This window comes from Xanthomonas sp. LMG 12460 (genome assembly GCF_009192895.1).
GTDB classification, from domain to species: domain Bacteria; phylum Pseudomonadota; class Gammaproteobacteria; order Xanthomonadales; family Xanthomonadaceae; genus Xanthomonas_A; species Xanthomonas_A sontii.
The window spans coordinates 1-21292 of the sequence record NZ_NKUH01000037.1 but is presented as its reverse complement, the minus strand read 5'-3'; the positions used below and the strand labels follow the sequence as shown (position 1 = coordinate 21292).

The following is a 21292-nucleotide window of genomic DNA, read 5'->3' as shown; positions in this document are numbered from 1 at the left end:
GTCAGGGCTCCCGCAGGATCGGCGCGGTGCCGCGCAGCTGGGTGGTGTAGTCGGCCGGGCGCAGCAGTTGTGCGGCGGCGGCCTCGCTGTAGCGCAGCAGCGGCCCGGCGGCCACGGTCATCGCCACGCCGTAGCCGAGCAGCAGCACGGTGGCGGCGGTTTCCAGCGGCCGTGCCGGCGCCTTGCGCGGCGCCGGGCGCGGCAATTCCACGGTGCCGTCCTCGGCCGTGTCCTGGTCGCCGGGCACGCGCCAGAACAGGCGCACGCCGCCACGGGTCAGGCCCATGATCACCATCAGGCTGCTGAGCAGCACCGCGGCCCACACCGGCGCGGTCAGCCCGCCCGGCGTCGCGCTCAGGATCGCCACCTTGGCCAGGAAGCCGGACAGCGGCGGCAGCCCGGCCACCGAGATCGCCGCGATCAGGAACAGCACGCCGGGCACGGTCTTGCCCGGCAGCGGCGCGATGATCTCCTTGCGGTCGCTGGCGCCGCCGCGGCGACGCCGGATCAGGTCGGCGATCATGAACAGCGCCGCGGCGACGAAGCTGCTGTGCGCCAGGTAATACAGCCCGGCGCCGAGCGTGCCGGTTGAGTCCAGCGCGAAGGCCACGAACAGCGTCGCCGCCGACACGATCACCAGGTAGCCGATCAGCACCCGCAGGCGCACCGCCGCCAGCACGCCCAGCGCGGCCAGCAGCAGCGTCGCCAGGCCCAGCCACAGCAGCCAGTCGCGGCCATAGCCGTCCAGCGCCTGTGCCTGGCTGCCGAGGATCAGCGTGCTCACCCGCAGCACCGCGTACAGGCCGACCTTGGTCATGATCACGAACAGCGCCGCCACCGCCGCCGGCGCGCGCGCATAGGTTTCCGGCAGCCACAGGTACAGCGGCAGCAGCGCGGCCTTGGCGCAGAACACCAGCAGCAACAGGCCGAACGCGGCCTTGATCAGCGCCACGTTCTGCGGCGGCGCCTGCGCCACGCGCTGCGACAGCTCGGCCATGTTCAACGAACCGAGCAGCGCGTACAGCAGGCCCAGCGCGATCAGGAACACGGTGGAGGAGGTGACGTTGAACACCACATAGTGGAAGCCCACGCGCAGGCGCAGGCCACGCCCGCCGCTGAGCAGCAGGCCGTAGGAGGCGATCAGCATCACTTCGAAGAACACGAACAGGTTGAACACGTCGCCGGTCAGGAACGCGCCGTTGAGACCGACCAGCTGGAACTGGAACAGCGCATGGAAATGCGGCGCGCGCCGGTCCCAGCCGGCGCAGGCGTGCAGCAGGCAGGCGCCGGCGAGCAGGGTGGTGGTCGCCAGCATCCATGCTGACAGGCGGTCGGCCATCAGCACGATGCCCAGCCGCGAGGGCCAGTCGCCGAGCAGGTAGGCATGGACCTGGCCGTCGCTCACCTGCACGCACAGCGCCAGCACCGCCGCGGCCAGCGCCGTCATCGCGGTCCACGCCACCGCGCGGCGCACCTTGCGGCCGTAGCGGCGGTGCTCGGCGAACAGCGACAGCGCCGCGCCGAGCAAGGGGATCAGGATCGGCAGGATCAGCAGATGGGTCATGGCGCCTCCCCGTCGGTGGGGTCGGGGTCCGGGCGCGCATCGACGTGGTCGCTGTGGTTGTCGCCGCGGCTGCGCATCGCCAGCACGATGCTCACCGCGGTCATCGCGAAGGCGATCACGATCGCGGTCAGCACCAGCGCCTGCGGCAGCGGATCGGCGTGCTCGGCCAGGGTCGGGGCGATGCCGTCGCGCAGCACCGGCGCCTTGCCCTGCACCAGCCGGCCGCCGGCGAAGATCAGCAGGTTGGTGGCGTAGGACAGCACGGTCATGCCCAGGATCACGTCGAAGCTGCGCGCGCGCAGCAGCAGGTACACGCCCACCGCGGTCAGCACCCCGATCGCGCTCGCCAGTGCCAATTCCATCAGTGCATCTCCCCGGTGATGGCCGAGCGGCGCGCCGGATCGATCTGCCCGCGCTGCGAGTCGCGGGTGCGCGAGGGCTTGATCGTGCCCATCATCGACAGGGTCAGCATGGTCCCGCCGAACACCACCAGGTACACGCCGGTATCGAAGACCAGCGCACTGGCCAGCGGGACGCTGCCGATCAGCGGCAACTGCAGATCCAGATGGCCGCTGGTCAGGAACGGCACCCCGAACAGCATCGAGGCCATGCCGCCGAACGTGGCCAGCAGCAGGCCCAGGCCGATGCAGCGGATGTAGTCGAAGCCGAAGCGCGACTCCACCGAGGCCGCGCCCTGGATCACGTACTGCATCAGCAGCGGCACCGCCAGCACCAGTCCGGCGATGAAGCCGCCGCCGGGCGCGTTGTGGCCGCGCAGGAACAGGAAGATCGACACGGTCAGGGTCAGCGGGAACATCAGCTGCGCCAGGTCGGCCGGCACCGGCAGCTTGATCGGCGGCCCCGGCATCACCTTCTCCGGCGCCATCCGCGCGCGCCGCAGCAGCGCATGCACCACCAGCGCGGCGATGCCGAACACGGTGATCTCGCCGAAGGTATCGAAGCCGCGGAAGTCCACCAGAATCACGTTGACCACGTTGCGGCCGTAGGCTTCGGGCAGCGCGCGCTGCAGCAGTTCGCCGGCCATCGTCGTCGCCGGCCGGGTCATCACCGAATACGCCAGCAGCGCCATGCCGCCGCCGGCGACGATGGCCAGGGCCGCATCGCGCCAGCGCCGCCAGCGCCGCGGTTCCGGCGGCGAGGCCTTGGGCAGGTAGTTCATGCCCAGCAGCATCAGCACCAGGGTCACCATCTCCACCAGCAGCTGGGTCAGGGCCAGGTCCGGCGCCGACAGGAACACGAACACCAGGCTCACGCCCAGCCCGCTGCCGCCCAGCACCAGCACCGCCAGCAGCCGCTGCCGGTACAGGAACAGCGTGGACAGCGCGCAACTGAGGATCAGCAGCCACAGGCCCCAGCCCAGCAACGGCATGCCCTGCGGCGCCGGCCACTGCTGCCACAGCGGCGGCGCGTGCAGCAGCGGCGCGGCCACGACGACCACCGCGGCCAGCACCAGCCAGCGCAGGCTGCGCTGCAGGCGGCCGTTGGCGAGCAGGCGGGTGAAGCGTGCGGCCACGCCGAACAGGGTCTGCACGTGCCAGTGGAACACGCGCTTGCCCAGCGAGCGGCGCACCTCGGTGTACAGCGCGGTCAGCCGGCGCAGCCCGAAATACAGCGCCACGCCGCCGACCACGCCGGCGATGCTCATCGCCAGCGGCGCGTTCCAGCCATGCCACACCGCCAGGCTGTAGTCGGGCAGGGCGTCGCCGAGGATCGCGCCGGCGGCGGCGCGCAGCACCGGCGCCACGGTCAGCGCCGGCACGATGCCGACCGCCACGCACACCAGCACCAGGATCTCCACCGGAATCTTCATCCAGCGCGGCGGCTCGTGCGGCATCGTGTCCAGGTCGCGCGGGCCGCGGCCGAAGAAGGTCTCATAGACGAAGCGCAGGCTGTAGGCCACGCCGAACACGCCGGCCAGCAACGCCGAAGTCGCGGTGAACACCCGCATCGCGGCCGGGCCGTCGGCGCCCAGCGCTTCGGCGAAGAACATCTCCTTGGACAGAAAACCGTTGAGCAGCGGGATGCCGGCCATCGACAGCGAGGCGGTGATCGCCAGCGCGCTGGTGATCGGCATCCAGCGGCGCAGGTTGCCGAGCCGGCGCATGTCGCGGGTGTGGGTCTCGTGGTCGATGATGCCGGCGGCCATGAACAGCGAGGCCTTGAACACCGCGTGGTTGAGGATGTGGAACACGCCGGCCACCACCGCCATCGGCGTGGACAGCCCGAACAGCATGGTGATCAGGCCCAGGTGCGAGATCGTCGAATACGCCAGCAGGCCCTTCAGGTCGTGCTGGAAGATCGCGAACCAGGCACCGGTGACCAGCGTGACCGCACCGATGCCGCTGACCGTGTAGAAGAACAGGTCGCTGCCGGCCAGCGCCGGATGCAGCCGCGCCAGCAGGAATACGCCGGCCTTCACCATCGTCGCCGAGTGCAGGTACGCCGACACCGGGGTGGGCGCGGCCATCGCGTGCGGCAGCCAGAAGTGGAACGGAAACTGCGCGCTCTTGGTGAAGATGCCGAGCAGGATCAGCCCCAGCGCCCACGGATACAGCGCGCTGGCGCGGATGAAATCGCCAGCGGCGAGCACCGCGTCGAGCTGGTAGCTGCCGACGATGCGCCCGAGCAGCAGCACGCCGCCCAGCAATGCCAGGCCGCCGCCGCCGGTGATCACCAGCGCCATGCGCGCGCCGTCGCGCGCGTCCTGCCGGTGCGACCAGAAGCCGATCAGCAGGAACGAGCTGATGCTGGTCAGTTCCCAGAACACCATCAGCAGCAACAGGTTGCCGGCGATGACCATGCCCAGCATCGCGCCCATGAACAGCAGCAGGTAGGCGTAGAAGCGCGCCGCGTTCTCGCGCGCGCTGAGGTAGTAGTGCGCGTACATCACCACCAGCGCACCGATCGCCAGCACCAGGCCGGCGAACATCCAGGCCAGCCCGTCCAGGCGCAGCGAGAACTGCAGGCCGATCTGCGGCAGCCAGGCGTGGTCGGCGCGGACGATGCCGCCCTCCAGCACGGTAGGCGTCAGCGCACCGAGGACCGCCAGGCCCGCCAACGGCGCCAGCGCCGCGGCCCAGGCCAGGGTGGTGCGCGAGCGGTGGCGCAGGGCCACCACGGCCGCCGCCATCAGAAACGGCAGGGCCAGCAGGATGTCGAGGGCGGGGATCATGCAGGGAATACGAGATTCGCGAGCAGGAGCCCGAGTGTAACAGGCGCATCACGGCGGTGGCCGGCGCGGGAACGGAAGGCGTGCACGGTCATGCCGACAGCGTAGCGGCGGGCAGGTGATGCGCTTGCGAGTGCGGGTGGGAGGGGAGCGATCGAACGCTGGTGCTGCGCGATACGCCACACGCCATGCGCGCCATGCGGCGTGCGCTTTGCGTGCGGCGCAAGCATCGCCGTGGGTGAGCGGGTTCTGCAGCGCGTCGCTCTCCATCCGGGTGCTGGTGCGTGCGGCCCGTGCCAGGTCGCCGGTGCGCTTGGCGATCGTTGGCGGCTACGTGTGTCCGCGCCACGCGTCGCCTTGTCCGCCGCCACCGGCCGTTGCGTGCCGTGCAGCGTGCGGATGCCGCGTGATTCCAGACGCAAACGGCGGCGTACGCACTATCCTGTGCCGATGACCGATTCGCTTGCCGCTGCCTCCGCTTCTCCGACGACCGTCGCGCCACCGCGCATCGCACTGGTGTTCGGCGGCAGCGGCCAGATCGGCGAGCGCCTGCTGCACCGCCTGCTGGCCGACGGGTGGGAGGTGCACGCCTACTCCCGGCAGGCGCGCGCGGCGCACCCCGGCCTGCACTGGCATGCCGGCGAACTCAGCGCGCTGCAGGCGCCGCCGGTGGTGGCGGAGGTGGTGTTCAGTTGCGGGCCGCTGGACGCTTTCGCCGACTGGTATCGGCGTGCGCCCGTCGCCGCTTCGCGCGTGGTCGCCTTCGGCTCCACCAGCCTGGAGGTCAAGCGCGACTCGCTGGACGCCGCCGAACGCGACGTCGCCCGGCGCCTGCGCGAGGCCGAAGCCATCGTGTTCGCGGTGGCCGCCGAACGCGGCGCGGCGGCGACGGTCTTGCGGCCGACCCTGGTTTACGGCGCCGGCCGCGACCGCACCCTCAGCGCGATCGCGGCACTGGCGCGGCGCACCGGCTGGTTCGTGCTGCCGCGCAGCGCCAGCGGCCTGCGCCAGCCGGTGCACGTGCAGGACCTGGCCGACGCGGCGCTGGCGGTGCTGGCGCACCCGGCCACGCACGGGCGCAGCTATGCCCTCGGTGGCGGCGAGACGCTCAGCTACCGTGAGATGGTGCGGCGGGTGCTGGCCGCGCTGCGGCCGCCGGCGCGGCTGCTATCGCTGCCACATGCGGCGTTCGCGTTGGCGCTGACGCTGGCCCACGCCTGCGGGCGCCTGCAGGGCATGAACCGCGCCGCGCTGCAGCGCATGCGCGAGGACCTGGCATTCGATCTGCAACCGGCGCAGCAGGATTTCGGCTACGCGCCGCGCGCCTTCGCCCCGGATGCGGCGATGTTGGGCCTGGAGGCCGGGGAGACGGCGAAGCAGGGCTGATGTCGTGTTGCGCGCACGGTCAAGCCTGCTGCGTGCGGCGCGCAGCGACCGCGATGGGTGCGGAAAAAAGCACGGTAGGGGTCTCAGCCGCGCTCAGTAGCGCCAGTGCATGCGCCGGTACAGCTTGGCCAGCACCCAGGCCGGGCCGATCAGCAGATAGGTCAGGTCGGTGAGGAAGCTGGGGCGGTGGCCTTCCAGCGCATGTCCGATGAACTGCGCGATCCAGGCCACCACGAACACGCCGATCGCCAGCCACAGCAGCCCCTGCAGGCCCAGGTGCGCTTCCAGCAGCCGGCACAGGCAGCCGCAGAAGAAGAACGCCGCCAGCATGCCGTAGCCCAGCGGGCGCGACAGGCGGTTGTAATACATCCATGCCGCGAACATGCCCAGCGCCGCCCACAGCCCGCTCTGGAACCAGGTGCCGCCGACCGGGATGCACCACAGCAGGGCCACCACCGACCACAGGATCGCCGGCACCGCGACCACGTGGATGCGCTGGTTGGCGGCATTGCGGTGATCGTCGGAATAGCTGGCGAAATAGCGGTCGATCGGGCGCGCGTAGGCGGTGGTATCCATCTTCCCTCCCAGGAACCGCTCCAGCATAGCGCCATCGCCGGCGCGATGCGGAGACACCGGTGTGCGTGGGGCGAGGGACGTCGTGCGGTGCGGTTGCCGGCCACGCGCTCCGGCGGCGACCTGCGATGGCGTTTGGCGGTGCCTGCGGCTGGCGTCCTCGCTGCGCAGAGGGCGGCGAGATGCCGTAATGCTGGGGAACGCAGTGCCGGGAAAAAGAGCGATCGCGCCACACAGGCGCGATCACTCCATCACGCCTGTACTCAGGCGCGCGCCATGCTCTTGTTCGTCTCCTGCTGCTGCTCCCGCTGCACCGACTCCTGCTGCTGCGCGGACTGGCGGGCCAGCTGCGCGCTGGTCTGCTCCAGCGGCGGTGCTTGCTGCTGCAGATCCACCACCGCACGGAAGCCCGGCGTGGTCCCGGCGACGAAGGCCGTTTCACCACGCATGCCGACTTCCTTCAGCTTGTCCGGGTGGTCGATCCCGGCCTGCTTGGCCTGCAGGGTGAGGTTGGCCACGGCTTCGTTCGACAGCTTGGCGTGTTGCGGATCGGCCTGCTTGGCGGCGCGATCGGCCTCCGTGCGCATCTTGTCGTACAGCGGCGTATCCGGATGTCCCGGCTCGCCGAGCTGCGGGCCTTTCTGGGCCTGCTCGGCGGCCGCCAGCCCGGCCCGGGTGTCGCGGCCGACGATGCCGTCCTGGGTGAGGCCGCGCTGTTTCTGGAAGGCGATGACCGCCTCGCGGGTGTGCTCGCCAAAGCGTCCATCCTCGGCCAACGCCTTGCCTTGCGCGTCTCGCACGCCCATGCGGTTGAGCTGACGCTGCAACGCTTCCACTTCATTGCCGCGCTCGCCCTGCTTGAGCAGACCATCGGCCATGGCGACACTCTTGGCGCCGTGGGTTTCTGCAGGTGCGGCGCATGCTTGCCGTGCAGGAACTTCGCCATTGCCATGCAATGGTGCACGAACCTGGAACTCCGGCTTGGGGGTCAACGCGCCCACGATGCGGGTGCCGCCTCCATCCCAGTAGCCGCCTGGGCTAATCGTGACCTCCGCCGGTCCGGTCCTGCCTTGCGAGCCGATGAACTGGATGTTTCCCGCCTCGTCGTACCCCTTGAAGATGCCGATGTGTTGCCCCTTCGGCGAAGAAAACAGCAGCAGATCGCCCTGGTGCAATGAGCCATTGGGTTTGCGTGCTTCCGCCGCGGAGGTGACATCGAAATGCTCGCGCGCATACGGTGTGACCTGCGAGCCATTGAAGAGCTTGGCGGTGGTGAATCCTGCGGCATTCTCGCCCGGTACGTCGTAGCCGGCGTTCTTGAGTCCGCGCCACACGAAGGCCGAACAATCCACGCCAAGGCGACCGTCGCCATCGCCATCGCGCTCCAGGCGGCTGCTGTCGCGCCCGGGCCTGGGATGGTCCGGACGACCGTATTCGTAGTGCCGGCCTTCGTTGAAGAAGTGCTGGTACGCCTCGTTGTAGACCGCCGCGCTGGGTCTATCGGATGTCGCGGGGGCAGGACTCGATGCAGCGGGCGTAGCTGGGGACGTCGGTTGCGCCACGGTCTGTGCCGTGGTCTGAGCGGGTGTTTGGACTGTGACCTCGCCCGCTCGCCAACCCTCAAAGCGCCTGATGCCGTCGGCCAGCGCTTCGCGCTCGCGCTCGCTCATCTGCGCAACCGTTTTATTACGCAGGTCCACGCCTTGGCGGTCGCCCTCCGTGAAAATGGTGGCGGCCTGTTCGCGATGATGCGTGGTGCCGCTGTAATCGGCCTTCGAGTAGCGCGGCAGCATCTGTTCGACCGTGTCGTTGCCGAAGCGTCGCTCCAGCAGTTGTATCTTGGCAGCACGGCCCGCCTCGTAGCTTTCAAAAACAGCATTGCCCCATTGGTCGAGACCCACGACGCCGCGATAGGTGCTCTGCGCTGACTGCAATGCCTCCTCGCGTGTACGCTGGCTGTTGGCTGTTTTGTCTGCGCTGCCAGCGAACTCGAACTTGAGGTTGCCGGGGTTGTTGTTACGCCACGACACCGATCCACCTGATCGGCTGACGGTACTTCCATCGTCCATCTCTACCGTGCGCGTGGTGCCGACGCTGCTGACGAGTCGAGTGATTTTGGGGTCCGACATACCTTGCTCTCCTTGCGAATGGACAAGCACGCGTGCTTGTGGGGACGGTTGCTACATTCCGTTTGAAAACACGTCCAGCGCGCTGGCGCTGACCCAGCCTTGCGCGCAGTTGCCAGCATAGCGACCCGGCGCGGCGACATGGCAGGCATCGCCGCTTGCACGGGAGGACCACTGGATCGGGCGGTCCCCATACTGCTGGCATAGCGCATTGCCCTTGCATTGCGCCACGCTGTCTGCCGGAATCGCGACGACGTAGTAGTACATAGGATTTTGGCCGGCGCGGGCGATGCCTTGGACACAAACGAGTTGCCCTTGCGAGAAAGTGGCCCTCGGTGCGGCATGGCTCCCCGTGGTCGGCACGACATTCAGCGCAGGCGTGCCCTTGGCGTTGGCAACGCCTGCGAAGAATCCCTGCGCGCCACAGTCTGCGGTCAGTTCGACGTCGTAGTAGTCGCCCGCGTCCAGATTGCCTGCCGTGCAGTTCCGTGCCGTCTTGCTGTCTTCGCATTGCACGCCGCTCGACTGCAGCAGTTGCTGTACTTCGTCGTTCGACGTGGCGTCCGCAACTGGGGCTGCGGCGGGAGGAGCTTTGGCGGGCGCGGGGTCGGTTGCGGCCACGGCGGCAGGGGCAGCGGATTGGCCGTTGCTGCATGCGCTCAGCGCGAGTAGCAACACCGAAACGGCAGGCCACACAACGCGATTGCTGAGGCGGCGGGAAGGACGGGACGAACGCATCTTTACCTCACGTGCGAGCAGGATCGCGGAAATGTAACGCTGGAGGGATACAGCTTGGTGAAGGAAATGAGGGCTGAGGGAGTGCCCGCGCCATGCGGCCAGAGCGCGTCGGTTACACGGCCTGATCGTCTACGCGAACCAGCGTCCAGCACGGCTTCTGCGCGAACTGGTAGACCTGCTGGTCGCTGGTATCGGGCGTGCGCACCAGGACCTGCCGGCCCTCGGCGTTCTGCGTCACCACGACCTCGCGCCCGCCCTTGCGGGCTGCCTCCAGGTTCGGGATCACCGGCCATTCGACCTCGGCCAGGGGCACGTTGCGGGTCACCGGCGCCGGTTCCGGCTGCGCGTCCGGGTCGATGTGGATCATCGTCAACGGGTTGGCGGTCGCCTTCTCCTGGACCGCGATGTCGGCGCTGAAGCGCTTGAGGAAGGCATCGAAATCGGCGTCCTGGCAACGCGGGGCGGCTGCGGCGGCTGCGGCGGGTGCGGTCTGCGCGGGCGCGCCAGCCGCCGCAGTGACCGTGGAGCCAGCCGGTTGCGCCTTGCACGCAACCAGGGCCGCGGCCAATGCCAGGGACATCAGAATGGGGCGTGCGGTAGCCAACGGATCTTCCTGATCGGGTCGGGCGGGCAATCGCCCCGCGGGCGGATGAGTTTAGTTCACCAGGATCATCATGTCGTGAAGTCGGGGCGGGGCATTGCCGCCATCGCTACAACTGACAATGCAAGGGCGGAAAGTAGCCCGAGCAACCCGCTATCAAACACCAGCACATCGCGACGGATCACAGCTGGTTCGCGAGGAACATCCATGACCATCTGCTCGTGAAGCGGGAGCGATTACCTCACGGGCCGCAAGGCGGCCGCCTTCCGCGACCACCCTCACGCGCCGGCGCCCGGCGCACGATCCACTCAGTCGACCGAAATCCCCGCCAGCCGCTGCAGCGCCTCGGCGTACTTGGCGCGGGTGCGGTCGATCACCTCCTGCGGCAGGCGCGGGCCGGGCGCGGTCTTGCCCCAGTCCAGCGTCTCCAGGTAGTCGCGCACGAACTGCTTGTCGTAGCTCGGCGGGCTGGTCCCGACCTCGTACTGGTCGGCCGGCCAGTAGCGCGAGGAGTCCGGGGTCAGCATCTCGTCCATGATGTACAGGCGGCCGTCGGCGTCGGTGCCGAACTCGAACTTGGTGTCGGCCAGCAGGATGCCGCGCTCGGCGGCGAAGTCGGCGGCGAAGCGGTAGATGCGCAGGGTGGCGTCGCGCACGCGCTCGGCCAGTTCGGCGCCCACGGTCTTGACCATGGCGTCGAAGTCGATGTTCTCGTCGTGATCGCCCACCGCGGCCTTGGTCGACGGGGTGAAGATCGGTTCGGCCAGCTTCTCGGCCTGGCGCAGGCCGTCGGGCAGTTCGATGCCGCTGACCTTGCCGGTGCGCTGGTAGTCCTTCCAGCCGCTGCCGATCAGGTAGCCACGGGCGATGGCTTCCACCGGCACCGGCTTGAGCTTGCGGGTCACCACCGCGCGCTTGGCGTACAGGGCCTTGTCCACGCCCTCGGGCAGCACCGCGGCCACGTCGATGCCGGTGAGGTGGTTGGGCATCAGGTGCTCGGTCTTCTTGAACCAGAAGTTGGAGACCTGGCACAGCATCTCGCCCTTGCCCGGGATCGGGTCGGGCAGCACCACGTCGAAGGCGGAGAGGCGGTCGGTGGCGACCATCAGCAGGTAGTCGCCAGGCGGCGCGTCGGCCGGCAGGCGCTCGCGGGGAATATCGAACACGTCGCGGACTTTGCCGCGGTGGCGCAAGGGCAGGCCGGGCAGATCGGATTGCAACAGCGTGGTGGACACAGGCACTCCTACGGACTTCGCAATGGCGACCGTCCCGGGACCCGGCGGGCCCGCGGCGGACGGCGGGCCGCGTAGTGTACGGCCGGAATGCCTCGCTGTGCCGTAAAATGGCCGGCCCTGACGCCGCGCCCGCCCTTGCCCCATGCCCTGGTACGGAAAACTGCTCGGCGCCATCGCCGGGGCCCTGCTGCTGCGGCCCACGCCGGTGCTGGGCGCGTTGATCGGGCTGCTGATCGGGCATGCCTTCGACGCCGACTGGTTCAAGCTGTCCCAGCGCGAGGATCCCTACCGGGAACTCGGCCTGACCCGCGACGCCACCGACGCCGAGATCGAACTGGCCTATCGCCGGCTGATGTCCCAGTACCACCCCGACAAGGTCGCCAGCGCCAGCCCCGAGCTGCGCGCCCGCGCCGAGAAGAAGGCCAGCCAGCTCAACACCGCCTACGACCGTATCCGCACCCTGCGCAAGCGCTGAGATCCCGCCATGTCCGACTGCATCATCTCCCCGTCCATCCTGTCCGCCGATTTCGCCCGCCTCGGCGAGGAAGTGGATGCCGTGCTGCGCGCCGGCGCCGACTGGATCCACTTCGACGTGATGGACAATCATTACGTGCCGAACCTCACCATCGGCCCGATGGTCTGCCAGGCGCTGCGCAAGCACGGCGTCACCGCGCCGATCGACGTGCACCTGATGGTGGAACCGGTGGACCGGCTGATCCCGGATTTCGCCGAGGCCGGCGCCAGCATCATCAGCTTCCATCCCGAGGCCAGCCGCCACGTGCACCGCAGCATCCAGCTGATCAAGTCGCACGGCTGCAAGGCCGGCCTGGTGCTCAACCCGGCCACTCCGGTGGACATCCTCGACTGGGTGCTGGACGAGCTGGACCTGGTGCTGGTGATGTCGGTCAACCCGGGCTTCGGCGGCCAGGCCTTCATTCCCTCGGCGCTGGACAAGCTGCGCGCGATCCGCGCCCGCATCGACGCCAGCGGCAAGCCGATCCGGCTGGAGATCGACGGCGGGGTCAAGCCGGACAACATCGCCGCGATCGCCGCCGCCGGCGCCGACACCTTCGTCGCCGGCTCGGCCATCTTCAATGCGCCGGACTACGCCGAGGTGATCACGCAGATGCGCGCCGCGGTGGCGGGGCGCTGAGATGGCGGCGCTGCACATCCGCCCGGCGGTGGCCGACGATGCGGCGCTGATCCTGCGCCTGATCCGCGACCTGGCCCGCTACGAGCGCGCCGAGGACGCGGTGCAGACCGACGAGGCCGGCCTGCGCGCCAGCCTGTTCGGCGCCGATGCCCGCGCGCAGGCGCTGATCTGCGAGGCCGACGGCCAGCCGATCGGCTACGCGGTGTACTTCTACAACTACTCCACCTGGCTCGGCCGCAACGGCCTGTACCTGGAAGACCTGTACGTGGACCCGGCGCACCGCGGCGTGGGCGCCGGCAAGGCGCTGCTGCAGCACCTGGCGCGGCAGGCGGTGGCCGAGGGCTGCGGCCGCTTCGAATGGTCGGTGCTGGACTGGAACCAGCCGGCGATCGACTTCTACGAAGCGGTCGGCGCCCGCGCGCAGGACGAGTGGACCGTCTATCGCCTGCAGGGCGAAGCGCTGGCCAGGTTCGCGGCCGGCTGAGCGGCGCCGGACGGCCAAAAGAAAAGAACCGCACCGTCGCCGGTGCGGCCCCTGGGAGAGAAATCGGAGGCTGATCCTGCCTCCATCCGTCTTCCTTGCTATGGCCTTCCATGTTCCGGACGCACGGTGACGTGCGTATGACAGCGCACCCGCCTGGATTCACGCATCGCGCATGCCGCGCCCGTTAGCCTGGGCGCCTCACCCCGGGATGGTTCGCATGGCTGCAGCGCATTGGCGTCTGATCCTCAACGGCAAGTCGGCTGGCGACGAGGCGTTGCGCGAGGCGGTCATGGCCATGCGTACGCGCGGCGTGGCGCTGCAGGTGCGGGTGACCTGGGAGCAGGGCGATGCCGAGCGCTACGTGGCCGAAGCGGTGGCCGATGGTGCTGCGTGCATCGTCGCCGCCGGCGGCGACGGCACCCTCAGCGAGGTCGCCACGGCGCTGGCGCATCGCCAGGAACCGGGCGACGCGCTGCCGGCCCTGGGGCTGGTGGCGCTGGGCACGGCCAACGATTTCGCCACCGCGACCGGTCTCCCGCTGCCGCCGCTGGAGGCACTGGAACTGATCGCCCGCACGCCGGCGCTGCCGATCGACCTGCTGCGCATCGAGGCCGAGCACGGCCCGCACTGGTGCGCCAACGTCGCCAGCGGCGGCTTCGGCACCCAGGTCACGGTGGAGACCGACGAAGGCCTGAAGAAGATGCTCGGCGGGCTGGCCTACCTGGTCACCGGCATGAGCCGGCTGGGCCGGATCGATCCGATCCGGGCCCGCTTCGAAGGGCCGGACTTTGCCTGGGAAGGCGATTTCATCGCGCTCGGCCTGGGCAACGGCCGCCAGGCCGGTGGCGGCCAGGTGCTGTGCCCGGACGCGCTGCTCGACGACGGCCTGCTCGACCTGACCCTGGTGCCGGAGCTGACCGGCGAGGTCGCCGCGACCCTGGGCACCCTGGTCACGTCCGGCAAGCAGGCCGCGCTGGAGCGGGTGGCGGTGCGCGCGCGCCTGCCGTGGCTGCGGATCGAAGCGGCGCAGCCGCTGACCCTGAACCTGGACGGCGAGCCGGAAACCTCGCGCCACTTCCGCATCGACTGCGTGCCCGGGCGCCTGCGCATGCATCTGCCGCCGGACTCGCCGCTGCTGCAGGCGCCAGAGCGCTAACCGCAGGTCGAGGGCCAGCCCGAAGGCCGGCGCCCATGTGGGAGGGACTTCAGTCCCGACGCGCTGTCCTTACCGATCTCCGCAACACCGCGCTCGGTCGCGCCGTGGCAGGACGAACACGACGGATCACGGATGGGTGCGATGCGCGCCGAACAGCGCGCCCGAAGTCATGCGCCGCCTCCTGTGGGAGGGACTTCAGTCCCGACACGACGCCCTCGCCGACCGCTTCCGCACCGCACTCGATCGGTCGCGCCTGCAACCGTTGCCAGTCGCCGCAGTTGCGGTAAAGTAGCCGCCGTGTCCAGTCTGACGACCCCGCTTTCCTTCACTTCCGCTCGCCGTGCGTGGCGATGGTGGCCTGCAGCCGTCGTCCGCCCTGTCACCGATTCCCGGAAGGAAAGCCGTCTTGATTACCCGCGAGCAGTTCCAGCGCTACGCCGCTGAAGGTCACACCCGCATCCCCGTCGTCCGCGAAGTGCTGTCCGACCTGGACACGCCGCTGTCGGTCTATCTCAAGCTCGCCGACGCTCCGCATACCTATCTGTTCGAATCGGTCGAAGGCGGCGAACGCTTCGGGCGCTACTCGATCATCGGCCTGCCGGTGCGCCGCGTGTACACCTTCCGCGGGCACACCCTGGAGGTGCGCGACCATGGCGAGCTGATCGAGCGCCGCGAGGTCGCCGATCCCTTCGCCGAGGTCGAGGCGCTGCGCGCCCAGCATGTGGTGCCCAAGCTGGCGGGCGTGCCCGGCTTCACCGGCGGCCTGGTCGGCTGGTTCGGCTTCGAATGCATCGGTTATATCGAGCCGCGCCTGGCCGGCGCCGTGGCACGCGACGAACTGGACACGCCTGACATCCTGCTGATGCTGTCCGAGGAAGTGGCGGTCTTCGACAACCTCAAGGGCCGCCTGTACCTGATCGTGCATGCCGACCCGGCCGAAGCCGACGCCTGGGAGCGCGCGCAGGCACGCCTGGATGCGCTCACCACGACGTTGCGCCAGCCCGGCGCCGGCTACCCCGCGCCGCTGGCGCGCGACGTGCTGGACGAGAGCGACTTCGTCTCCGGGTTCACCCGCGAGGGCTTCATCGCCGCGGTGGAGAAGTCCAAGGACTACATCCGCGCCGGCGACATCTTCCAGGTGGTGCTGAGCCAGCGCCTGAGCGTGCCGTTCACCGCGCGCCCGGTGGACGTGTACCGCGCGCTGCGTGCGCTGAACCCGTCGCCCTACATGTATTTCCTCGATGTCGGCGACACCCAGGTGGTCGGCTCCTCGCCGGAGATCCTGGTGCGGCTGGAGAACGGCCAGGTCACCGTACGCCCGATCGCCGGCACCCGCCCGCGCGGCAAGACCCCCGAAGAGGACCAGGCGCTGGAGGCGGAACTGCTGGCCGATCCGAAGGAGCGCGCCGAACACCTGATGCTGATCGACCTGGGCCGCAACGATGCCGGCCGGGTCTCGCAGGCCGGCAGCGTCGCGGTCGGCGAGCGCTTCGTGATCGAGCGCTACAGCCACGTCATGCATATCGTCAGCGAAGTCACCGGCACCCTGCTGCCCGGCCTCAGCTACGCCGACGTGCTGCGCGCCACCTTCCCTGCCGGTACGGTCAGCGGCGCGCCGAAGATCCGCGCGCTGGAAGTCATCCGCGAGCTGGAGCCGATCAAGCGCAACGTCTACGCCGGCAGCATCGGCTACCTCGGCTGGCACGGCGACGCCGATACCGCCATCGCCATCCGCACCGCGGTGATCAAGCACGGCCGCCTGCACGTGCAGGCCGGCGCCGGCATCGTCTACGACTCCGATCCGCAGACCGAGTGGGACGAGACGATGAACAAGGGCCGCGCACTGTTCCGCGCGGTCGCCGAAGCGGCGAAGGGGCTCTAGTGAGCGCGGCGCGGAAGGCCAAATTTGAGCGAGACGTGTTTGAAGAGTTTGTGCGAGCTTCCGGATTGCCTGTTGATCCCGGCACTATCCAGCAATTTGAGCCGCCTGCGCCTGATGTTCAATGCGAAATTGCGGGGCGCAAGGCTTTTTTTGAGTTGACGATGCTGTCCGATAGTGAGCTTGAGCATCAGGTCGGGAAAGGGACCTTCAAATACACAAACCTCCATGTTGGCTTTGAAAAGCTCCGTAAAGTTATTGACGATAAATCAAGGAAAGAATACACGTCGACTTCCCTTGACTTGGTCATACATAGCGGCCAAGTGGTGGATTTTCATCGGTTGTGGGAAATGGACTCTCTTGGGCGACTCATCTCCGAAGTGATGGGGCGCACTGACTTTGACCGAATCTGGCTCTTTGATGCGATAAGCGGCCGCTGCGAGTGTTACGAAAAATGATTAGCTTCCGCAACGACTACAGCGAAGGGGCGCATCCGCGCGTGCTGGCCGCGCTGGCCGCCGCCAGTGTCGAGCAGAACGCCGGCTATGGCCTGGACCGGCACAGCGCGCGCGCCGCGCAGCTGATCCGTGCCGAGATCGGCTGCGCCGACGCCGACGTGCACCTGCTGGTGGGCGGCACCCAGACCAACCTCACCGCCATCGCCGCGTTCCTGCGCCCGCACCAGGCGGTGATCGCCGCGGCCTGCGGCCACATCGCCACCCACGAGACCGGCGCGATCGAGGTCACCGGGCACAAGGTGCTCACCGTTGAGGCGGCCGACGGCCGGCTCACGCCGGAGCGGATCGCGCCGCTGCTGGCCGAGCACGGCAACGAGCACATGGTGCAGCCACGGCTGGTCTATGTGTCCAACACCACCGAGGTCGGCACGATCTACCGCAAGCACGAACTGCAGGCCTTGCGCACGTTCTGCGACGCGCATGGCCTGCTGCTGTTCCTGGACGGCGCGCGCATCGGCAGCGCGCTCACCGCCGAGGGCAACGATCTGCGCATGGCCGACGTCGCCGCGCTGACCGACGCGTTCTACATCGGCGGCACCAAGAATGGTGCCTTGCTCGGCGAGGCGCTGGTGATCCTCAATCCGGTGTTGAAAGCGGATTTCCGCTATCTGCTCAAGCAGCGCGGCGCGCTGCTGGCCAAGGGCATGGTACTGGGCACCCAGTTCGCCGCGCTGTTCGAGGACGGACTGTTCTACGAACTTGCCGCGCACGCCAACCGCATGGCCGCGCGGCTGCGCGAGGGACTGGCCGCGGCCGGTGCGCAGTTCGCCTCGGATTCGCCGACCAACCAGCTGTTCGTGATCCTGCCCGCCGCCGCGGTCGAGACACTGGCACAGCGCTACGACTTCGAGCGCTGGCAGGTGCTGGGCGACGGCCGCTGGGTGATCCGCTTCGTCACCTCGTGGGCGACGCAGGCCGATGCGGTCGACACGTTGATCGCGGATTTCGCCGCGCTGATCCACTCCGGCACGCCGCGTGCGGCCGGCTGACATTCCGCCAAGGAGAGGAAGATGAAAGTCCGTACGCTCGTTGCCTGGGCCTTTGCCGCGGTGCTGGTCTTGCCGGCCGTCGCCAGCGCGCAGGTCAACAGCCTGCCGTCGCAGCCGCATTTGTTGGTGAAGGGGGAGGCGCAGCGCGAGGTGGTGCCGGACAGGTTCTCGCTACGCATCAACCTGCGCGCTGTGGATATGCAGCCCGACCTTGCTCGCAAGCGAATCCAGGCATCGGCGGAGCAGATTCTTTCAGCACTCAAAAGGAATCGTGCCTTGCAGGACAGCATCATAGCCTCCTCTTTGCAGATCCAACCCTCGTATCGCTTCTCGCCGCAAGGGGGAACTCAGGAGTTCGAGGGTACCGAGGTCAAGCGTAGCATTGGTGCCACGTTCCGGTCGCTCGACGATGCGCGCCAGTTCCTAAGCGGATTCAAGACCAGCCGTGAGGTCGAATTGTCTGGAATCCAGACTTCGTACAGCAAGGAGGACGAGATACGTATGCAGCTCAAGCGGGAAGCCGCCGAGCAGACCCGTGTTTCGGCAGAGGGGCTTGCCAAGGCCTATGGCGTTCGTATCCAGGGGCTTTACACCATCTCCGATGTCGCGCCTAGCTTTTCCTATGGCATCCAGGCCGGCACCTGGCCAGCCGTGCGCAACGTCCGCGCCGGCTTTGTGTCCTCTCCAGAGCCGCCGGCGCCAGCCAGCGACGTTGGCGCGATCGTCGACTCCCTGGAAGCCGGCACCCTCACCCTTTCCGAAAACGTCTATGCGGTCTTCCTGATCGCGCAATGAGTCCTTCGCCATGCTGCTGATGCTGGATAACTACGACAGCTTTACCTACAACCTCGTGCAGTACCTGCAGGCGCTCGGCGCCGAGGTCAAGGTGGTGCGCAACGATGCGCTCAGCGTGGACGAGATCGAGCGCCTGGCGCCCGAGCGCATCGTCATCTCGCCGGGGCCGTGCACGCCGAACGAGGCGGGCGTGTCGCTGCAACTGATCGAGCGGCTGGGCCAGCGCACGCCGATCCTGGGCGTGTGCCTGGGTCACCAGAGCATCGGCCAGGTCTATGGCGGGCAGGTGGTGCGTGCCGGCACCATCATGCACGGCAAGACTTCGCGCATCCGTCACGAAGGCCGCGGCGTGTTCGCCGGCCTGCCGGACCGCTACGAGGCCACCCGCTACCACTCGCTGGTGGTGGAGAAGGCCACGCTGCCCGACTGCCTGGAAGTGACGGCCTGGACCGAACACGACGACGGCACGGTGGAGGAGATCATGGGCCTGCGCCATCGCCAGTTCCCGGTCGAGGGCGTGCAGTTCCATCCCGAGTCCATCCTCACCGAGCATGGCCACGCCTTGCTGAAGAACTTCCTGGAGCGCTGAGCGCGCCGCGCGGGTGTCGCCCGCTTCCCGTCACTGCCGGACCCTGCCGATGCACGAGCGCACCGACGCCTTCCATTTCTACGAACCGGCCAACGGCCACGGCTTGCCGCACGACCCGTTCAACGCGATTGTGGGGCCGCGGCCGATCGGATGGATCGGTTCGCGCGGCGCCGACGGCATCGCCAACCTGGCGCCCTACAGCTTCTTCAACGCCTTCAACTACGTCCCGCCGATCGTCGGCTTCGCCAGCATCGGCTGGAAGGACAGCGTGCGTAACATCGAGGCCACGGGCGAGTTCACCTGGAACCTGGCCACGCGGCCGCTGGCCGAGGCGATGAACGCCAGTTCCGCCGCGGTGGCACCGGAGGTCGACGAGTTCGCGCTGGCCGGCCTGACCGCCGCGCCCTCGCGCCTGATCGGTGCGCCGCGGGTGGCCGCCAGCCCGGTCAGCTTCGAATGCCGGCTCAGCCAGTTGCTGCCGCTGCAGAGCGCACGCGGCGAGCCGATCCAGACCTGGCTGGTGCTGGGCGAGGTGGTCGGCGTGCACATCGCCGAGCACGCCCTGCACGACGGCATCTACGACCCGGCCGCGGTCGCCACCCTGCTGCGCGCCGGCGGCCCGGCCGACTACTTCGAGGTGCTGGCGCAAGGGCGCCTGCGCATGTCGCGGCCGACGCAGGCGCGCTGAGCGCATCACATGCAAAACAGAAAAACAAAAAAGCGCATCCAGTACTGGAGTTCATTGTCCATGCTTGTCGCCTGCATCTCATTAAGTGGTTGCGGCAATGATCGCTTGCCCGCATCTGTGACTGGTTACAATCACATGAGCGATTGGAGCATCGAGAGATTTACAGTCGACGGCGCAAGTGGACCCAACCTTTCGCCCGAGGAAGGGGGCGGGAAATTTTCATGCTGTGCGTCCATTCCAAGGCGTTGGCATCCGGGAATGAAGGTCAAGATCCAATGGACCTATGACACCACGCAAAATGGCTCGCAGCCCCCATCGCCGCAAGAAGCAATTGTTGATCTACCCCAATATCCAAGCCAAGGCGGGGATATTCAAGTGCATTTTTATCCAGATCATAAAGTCAAGGTAGTAATTTCGGAATATGGCATTGGACACCCTCTTTACCCCATGAGCGAAGAAGATAAGCGCCCCTGGGAAACCCGAAAAGATCTACTTCTTCCCCAGCTACGAGCAGCTCCTCTCCCATGACCATCACCCCCCAACAAGCCCTGCAACGCACCATCGAGCACCGCGAGATCTTCCACGACGAGATGGTCGGGCTGATGCGGCAGATCATGCGCGGGGAGGTGTCGCCGATGATGACCGCGGCCATCCTCACCGGCTTGCGGGTCAAGAAGGAGACGGTGGGCGAGATCGCCGGCGCGGCGGTGGTGATGCGCGAGTTCTCGCGCACCGTGCCGGTTGCCGACCGCACCCACATGGTCGACATCGTCGGCACCGGCGGCGACGGCTCGCACACCTTCAACATCTCCACCTGCGCGATGTTCGTGGCCGCGGCGGCCGGCGCCAAGGTCGCCAAGCACGGCAACCGCAGCGTCTCCTCCAAGTCCGGCAGCGCCGATGCGCTGGAGGCGCTGGGCGCGGCGATCGAACTGCAGCCCGAACAGGTGGCGCAGGCATTGGCGGCCACCGGCATCGGCTTCATGTTCGCGCCCGTGCACCATCCGGCGATGAAGGTGGTGGCGCCGGTGCGGCGCGAGATGGGCGTGCGCACCATCTTCAACATCCTCGGCCCGCTGACCAACCCGGCCGGCGCGCCGAACATCCTGATGGGCGTGTTCCACCCCGACCTGGTCGGCATCCAGGCGCGCGTGCTGCAGGAACTGGGCGCCGAACGCGCGCTGGTGGTGTGGGGCCGCGACGACATGGACGAACTCTCGCTCGGCGCCGGCACCCTGGTCGGCGAGCTGCGCGACGGCCAGGTCCGCGAGTACGAGGTGCACCCGGAGGATTTCGGCATCGCCATGTCGGCCAGCCGCAACCTCAAGGTCGCCGACGCCGCCGAATCGATGGCGATGCTGCGCGCGGTGCTCGACAACGTGCCCGGCCCGGCGCTGGACATCGTCGCCTTCAACGCCGGCGCGGCGCTGTACGTGGCCGGCCTGGCCGCTGACATCGGTGCCGGCATCGCCCTGGCCCGTGCGGCCATCGCCGATGGGCGTGCGCGGGCGAAGCTGGAGGCGTATGTGGCGTGTACGCAGGGTCTGGTCGGGGCCCGGGGCCCGATCCCTTCTTTACCCCACATCGCCGATAATCCGGCCATCCCCCAGGATTCCCACCGCATGAGC

Annotated in this window: 21 protein-coding genes; 13 read left to right on the top strand and 8 right to left on the bottom strand. The window is 68.4% G+C overall.

Annotated features, from left to right (window positions below; translation table 11 throughout):
• Position 1: 1 nt before the first annotated feature.
• The 3 genes from CEK66_RS08615 to CEK66_RS08605 are packed head-to-tail and all read right to left on the bottom strand — an operon-like array spanning position 2 to position 4757.
• Positions 2-1564, bottom strand: a complete 1563-nt coding sequence (locus CEK66_RS08615; RefSeq protein WP_152236632.1) for a monovalent cation/H+ antiporter subunit D — start codon at positions 1562-1564, stop codon at positions 2-4.
• Entirely contained in the window at positions 1561-1926 is a 366-nt protein-coding gene (locus CEK66_RS08610) for a Na+/H+ antiporter subunit C (RefSeq protein ID WP_152236631.1), read from the bottom strand. The genes CEK66_RS08615 and CEK66_RS08610 overlap by 4 nt, the downstream gene beginning before the upstream one ends.
• Positions 1926-4757, bottom strand: a complete 2832-nt coding sequence (locus CEK66_RS08605) for a monovalent cation/H+ antiporter subunit A (RefSeq protein ID WP_152236629.1) — start codon at positions 4755-4757, stop codon at positions 1926-1928. Before CEK66_RS08605 ends, CEK66_RS08610 begins: the two co-directional genes overlap by 1 nt.
• 447 nt (positions 4758-5204) lie before the next feature.
• On the opposite strand from CEK66_RS08605, the gene CEK66_RS08600 reads away from it, so the two are divergent.
• Entirely contained in the window at positions 5205-6140 is a 936-nt protein-coding gene (locus tag CEK66_RS08600; RefSeq protein WP_152236628.1) for an NAD-dependent epimerase/dehydratase family protein, read from the top strand.
• 93 nt (positions 6141-6233) lie between these two features.
• Here the strand turns inward: CEK66_RS08600 and CEK66_RS08595 are convergent, their stop codons facing one another.
• From CEK66_RS08595 to CEK66_RS08570, 5 genes are all read right to left on the bottom strand, one after another.
• Positions 6234-6716, bottom strand: a complete 483-nt coding sequence (locus CEK66_RS08595; RefSeq protein ID WP_152236627.1) for an Mpo1-like protein — start codon at positions 6714-6716, stop codon at positions 6234-6236.
• Between the two features lie 260 nt (positions 6717-6976).
• A complete protein-coding gene (locus CEK66_RS20340) occupies positions 6977-8842 on the bottom strand; it encodes a peptidoglycan-binding protein (protein WP_193312604.1) in 1866 nt (621 codons plus the stop codon).
• A gap of 51 nt (positions 8843-8893) precedes the next feature.
• Positions 8894-9460 (bottom strand): hypothetical protein, encoded by a 567-nt coding sequence (locus CEK66_RS08580; RefSeq protein ID WP_319019675.1) that lies wholly within the window; start codon positions 9458-9460, stop codon positions 8894-8896.
• 229 nt (positions 9461-9689) lie between these two features.
• Positions 9690-10157, bottom strand: coding sequence for a hypothetical protein (locus CEK66_RS08575; RefSeq protein WP_150410974.1), 468 nt, complete (start codon positions 10155-10157; stop codon positions 9690-9692).
• Positions 10158-10486: 329 nt separating this feature from the next.
• Positions 10487-11413 carry a phosphoribosylaminoimidazolesuccinocarboxamide synthase gene (locus CEK66_RS08570; protein ID WP_191091472.1) on the bottom strand — a complete coding sequence of 309 codons (927 nt, stop codon included), beginning with the start codon at positions 11411-11413 and terminating at the stop codon, positions 10487-10489.
• A 142-nt stretch (positions 11414-11555) separates the two neighbouring features.
• On the opposite strand from CEK66_RS08570, the gene CEK66_RS08565 reads away from it, so the two are divergent.
• The 12 genes from CEK66_RS08565 to trpD form a co-directional block, all read left to right on the top strand.
• The gene (locus CEK66_RS08565; RefSeq protein WP_010341396.1) at positions 11556-11888 is read left to right on the top strand and encodes a DnaJ domain-containing protein; all 333 of its coding nucleotides are present in this window, start codon (positions 11556-11558) and stop codon (positions 11886-11888) included.
• A gap of 9 nt (positions 11889-11897) precedes the next feature.
• A complete protein-coding gene (gene rpe, locus CEK66_RS08560; protein ID WP_152236626.1) occupies positions 11898-12566 on the top strand; it encodes a ribulose-phosphate 3-epimerase in 669 nt (222 codons plus the stop codon).
• 1 nt (position 12567) lies between these two features.
• Positions 12568-13050, top strand: coding sequence for a GNAT family N-acetyltransferase (locus tag CEK66_RS08555; protein WP_017910180.1), 483 nt, complete (start codon positions 12568-12570; stop codon positions 13048-13050).
• Positions 13051-13267: 217 nt separating this feature from the next.
• The gene (gene yegS, locus CEK66_RS08550; RefSeq protein ID WP_152236625.1) at positions 13268-14206 is read left to right on the top strand and encodes a lipid kinase YegS; all 939 of its coding nucleotides are present in this window, start codon (positions 13268-13270) and stop codon (positions 14204-14206) included.
• 406 nt (positions 14207-14612) lie between these two features.
• Positions 14613-16088: an anthranilate synthase component I gene (trpE, locus tag CEK66_RS08545; RefSeq protein WP_026144605.1), complete on the top strand. Its 1476-nt coding sequence runs from the start codon at positions 14613-14615 to the stop codon at positions 16086-16088.
• A gap of 35 nt (positions 16089-16123) precedes the next feature.
• Positions 16124-16543: a hypothetical protein gene (locus CEK66_RS08540; protein WP_152236624.1), complete on the top strand. Its 420-nt coding sequence runs from the start codon at positions 16124-16126 to the stop codon at positions 16541-16543.
• Positions 16540-17592 carry an aminotransferase class I/II-fold pyridoxal phosphate-dependent enzyme gene (locus CEK66_RS08535; RefSeq protein WP_152236623.1) on the top strand — a complete coding sequence of 351 codons (1053 nt, stop codon included), beginning with the start codon at positions 16540-16542 and terminating at the stop codon, positions 17590-17592. The genes CEK66_RS08540 and CEK66_RS08535 overlap by 4 nt, the downstream gene beginning before the upstream one ends.
• A 21-nt stretch (positions 17593-17613) precedes the next feature.
• Positions 17614-18387, top strand: coding sequence for an SIMPL domain-containing protein (locus CEK66_RS08530; RefSeq protein WP_152236622.1), 774 nt, complete (start codon positions 17614-17616; stop codon positions 18385-18387).
• 10 nt (positions 18388-18397) lie between these two features.
• A complete protein-coding gene (locus CEK66_RS08525; protein ID WP_152236621.1) occupies positions 18398-18976 on the top strand; it encodes an aminodeoxychorismate/anthranilate synthase component II in 579 nt (192 codons plus the stop codon).
• Positions 18977-19025: 49 nt separating this feature from the next.
• A complete protein-coding gene (locus CEK66_RS08520) occupies positions 19026-19664 on the top strand; it encodes a flavin reductase family protein (RefSeq protein ID WP_152236619.1) in 639 nt (212 codons plus the stop codon).
• Positions 19665-19673: 9 nt separating this feature from the next.
• Entirely contained in the window at positions 19674-20192 is a 519-nt protein-coding gene (locus tag CEK66_RS08515; RefSeq protein WP_152236617.1) for a DUF3304 domain-containing protein, read from the top strand.
• On the top strand, positions 20189-21292 hold a 1104-nt coding region (gene trpD / locus CEK66_RS08510), incomplete at its 3' end, for an anthranilate phosphoribosyltransferase (RefSeq protein WP_226978542.1). The genes CEK66_RS08515 and trpD, both read left to right, overlap by 4 nt.